At 70.7% G+C, this 3,040-nt stretch carries 3 protein-coding genes; all 3 read right to left on the bottom strand.

Features of this window, described 5'->3' with window-relative positions; genetic code table 11:
• Positions 1-1,017: acyl-CoA dehydrogenase family protein (locus tag U9980_RS26650; RefSeq protein ID WP_322770448.1), on the bottom strand; the 1,017-nt coding region annotated here is incomplete at its 3' end.
• A 23-nt stretch (positions 1,018-1,040) separates the two neighbouring features.
• Positions 1,041-1,901 carry a mycofactocin-coupled SDR family oxidoreductase gene (locus tag U9980_RS26645; protein WP_322770447.1) on the bottom strand — a complete coding sequence of 287 codons (861 nt, stop codon included), beginning with the start codon at positions 1,899-1,901 and terminating at the stop codon, positions 1,041-1,043.
• A gap of 71 nt (positions 1,902-1,972) precedes the next feature.
• The coding region (locus U9980_RS26640; protein WP_322770446.1) for a cytochrome P450 at positions 1,973-3,040 on the bottom strand (1,068 nt) is incomplete at its 5' end.

Below are 3,040 nucleotides of genomic sequence, written 5' to 3'. Positions count from 1 at the left end.
AGCGGGCAGGCCCATGCCCACCGCGACCGTCTCGCGGTGCTGGGTCGGGCTGCCGTGCAGAGCCTGGTTGCTCACGGCGCGCCGGTAGTAGAGGTGCGCCGGGTGCTCCCAGGTGAAGCCGATGCCGCCGAGGACCTGAATGCACCCGGCCGTGACCGCCACCGCGTTCTCGGTGGCGCAGGCCTGTGCCATCGCGGCCGCGACGGCGGGGTCTTCGCCGGTGTCGGCGACCCGCAGCGCATATGTCGAGACCGACCGCGCGGACTCCACGGCGACCAGCATGTCCGCGCAGCGGTGCTTGATCGCCTGGAACGACCCGATGGGCCGGCCGAACTGGTGGCGGACCTTCGCGTAGGCCACCGCGGTGTCCAGTGCCCAGGAGGCGACGCCGACGCTCTCCGCCGCCAGGCCGATGCCCAGGGCCTGGGATGCGGCGTGCAGGCACCGCGGCGCCGCGGTGGACAGCACCGTCGCCGGGCCGTCGATCGCCAGGTCCGCCAGCCGGCGGGTGAGGTCCAGCGTGGCAAGCGGGGTGGCCACGATCGAGCTGCTCGGCACGGCCAGCAGCTCGCCGCCGGTGCTCTCGAGGAGGACGAGATCCGCCCTCGCCCCGTCGAGAACCATCGAGGCGCGGCCGCGGGCGGCGTTCCCGTCGTGCTCCACTCGGGCGTCCAGGGACACCGTCGCGGTGAGCGCGCCGGAGGAGATGGCCGTGAGGTGCTCCCGGTCGCCGGCGGCGAGTAGCGCCGTCGTGGCGAGCAGGACGCTCGACAGGAACGGCACGCACGCCAGCGAACGTCCCAGCTCTTCGAGGACGACGCCCACCTCGGCCCATCCCGCGCCCGCGCCGCCGAGCTTCGCCGGGACCGCGAGGCCCAGGACACCCATGTCTGCGAGCGCCCGCCACAGCGCGGGGTCGCCCCCGCTCTCGGCGTCGGTCCGCCGGTCCAGGTCGCGCAGCAGCTCCTGGACGCCGCGGCGCAGGGCGTTCTGCTCGTCGGTCAGCGCAAGGTCCACGGTGCTCCGCCCGGAGGCGGCGCTCACGGCTTGTTGGTGTTGCCCGCGTCCACCGCCAGCTGGACTCCGGTGACGTAGCGAGCCTCGTCGCAGGCCAGCCACAGCATGGCGTGGGAGATCTCCAGCTCGGGGATCGCGCCCACGGGGGCGTAGTCGCCGCCGGGCTCGGTGTCCAGATCGGGGAGCAGGTTCGTCGCGCCGAGCATCGCGGTGGGGTTCGCCATGAGGATCGGCATCGCGGTTTCGGCCCCGCCGATGCCCATGCCCGGGCTCGCGACCCCGGTGGGGTGCACCGTGTTGACGCGGATGCGGTGCGGCGCCAGCTCGTTCGCGAAGGCCTTCATCAGCCCGACGACCCCGTGCTTGCTGGCGACGTAGTGGGCGTAGGGCAGCTGGCCGCGGATGCCCGCCGCCGAGCTGGTGATCGTGATGGTGCCGCCCCGCCCGGCCTCGATCATCGACGGCACGGTGCAGACGATGGTGTTCCAGACGCCCTTGAGGTTGGTGTCGATGATCGCGTCGTAGACGTCGTCCTCGATTTCCCAGGACCGCTCGTGGAAGGTGATGATGCCCGCGTTGGCGAGCACGGCGTCGATCCGCCCGAAAGCCTCGAGGCCTGCGTCGACAGCCGCCTGGACCTGGTCGCGATGGCGGACGTCCGCGACCGCGGTGACGCATCGCCGGCCCGCCTTCTCCACCAGCTCCTTGGTCACCTCGAGGTCTTCCGGCGAGGGGTACGGGTAACCCACCCTGGGGTGGATCTCGGCGCACGCGTCGACGGCGACGACGTCGGCACCCTCCTCGGCGAAGCGCACCGCGTGCGAGCGGCCCTGCCCCTGGCCGGCGCCGGTGATGAAGACGACCTTGTCGGCGACTCTGCCCATGTCTGCTCCCTCGGGACGATGGTGCGTGGACAGGCACATAGACGTGTCGGTCACACCAAGTACGATTTCGGTTACACCAGGTACGAGAACGGGGTCGGTTCGACCGGGCCGCTCGGTGTGCTGAACGGCATGCCGACCCAGCCGTTGACGATCCCGATGCTCGGGTACTGCCGCGCCGACGCCTCGTCGACGACGTACTCGGGCATCCGCCGCAGCACCTCTTCGAGGACGATCCGCATCTCCAGACGCGCGAACGTGGACCCCAGGCAGCGGTGGATACCCAGACCGAAGGCCTGGTGGCGGTTCGGGAACCGGGTGAGGTCGATCGACTCGGGATCGTCGAAAGCCTCCGGATCCCGGTTAGCCGCGGCCATGGAGAGCAGGACACGACCCCCCTGGGGGATGTCGGTCCCGCTGAGGGTGACGGGGCAGGTGGCTGTACGAGCCAGCGCCTGCGTCGGCGTGAAGTAGCGCAGGAACTCCTCGCAGGCGTTGGGGATGAGGGAAGGGTCGGCCGCCAACGTGGCTCTCTCGTCGGGGTGCTGGTGGAGCCACAGCAGCGCGTTGGCCATCAGGGAGGTGGTCGTGTCGACGCCGCCGATGAGGATCAGCGACGAGATCTCGAGGATCTCCTGATCGGTCAGCGCCCTGCCGTTGACCTCGGCCTGCACCAGCATGGTGAGCAGGTCGTCCTGCGGCTCGACGCGACGCGCCGCGGCCGTCTCCCCGAGCTTGACGATGACCGTGAAGTACATCGCGAGGGCCTCGTCGTGCCCGGGGCTGCCGGGTGCCTCGTAGACGATCCGGTGCATGGGCGCGGCGTAGGTCTCCCAGTCGTCGAGCGGGAGGCCGAGCAGGTGCGCGGTGAAGACGCCGGGCACGGGGTTGAGCAGGTCCAGGACGAGGTCACCGCTCCCCTTGGCCACGATCGGGTTGAGGAAGGCCGTCGTGAGATCGCGGATCTTCTGCTCGTAGCGTCTCGACGCGGCGGGGGAGAAGTGCGGGTTGAGCAGCTGCCGGAAACCGGTGTACTCGGGTGGGTCCATCTCGATAGGGGTCTGCTTCAGTGGAGCAGACGGGATCGCGACGCCGCCGGAGTGGTTCCCGTCCTCGTCGACAGCGTGGTGGGACGAGAAGGC

Origin of the sequence: Protofrankia sp. Cr1, from assembly GCF_963555865.1 — a bacterium.
GTDB lineage: Bacteria > Actinomycetota > Actinomycetes > Frankiales > Frankiaceae > Protofrankia.
Note: the sequence above shows the minus strand (reverse complement) of the source record. Positions and strands in the feature narration are given on the sequence as shown.

What these genes read in the sequence shown, in the direction of transcription:
- U9980_RS26645 (WP_322770447.1), bottom strand. Translation starts at nt 1,901, where the DNA reads ATGGGCAGAGTCGCCGACAAGGTCGTCTTCATCACCGGCGCCGGCCAG.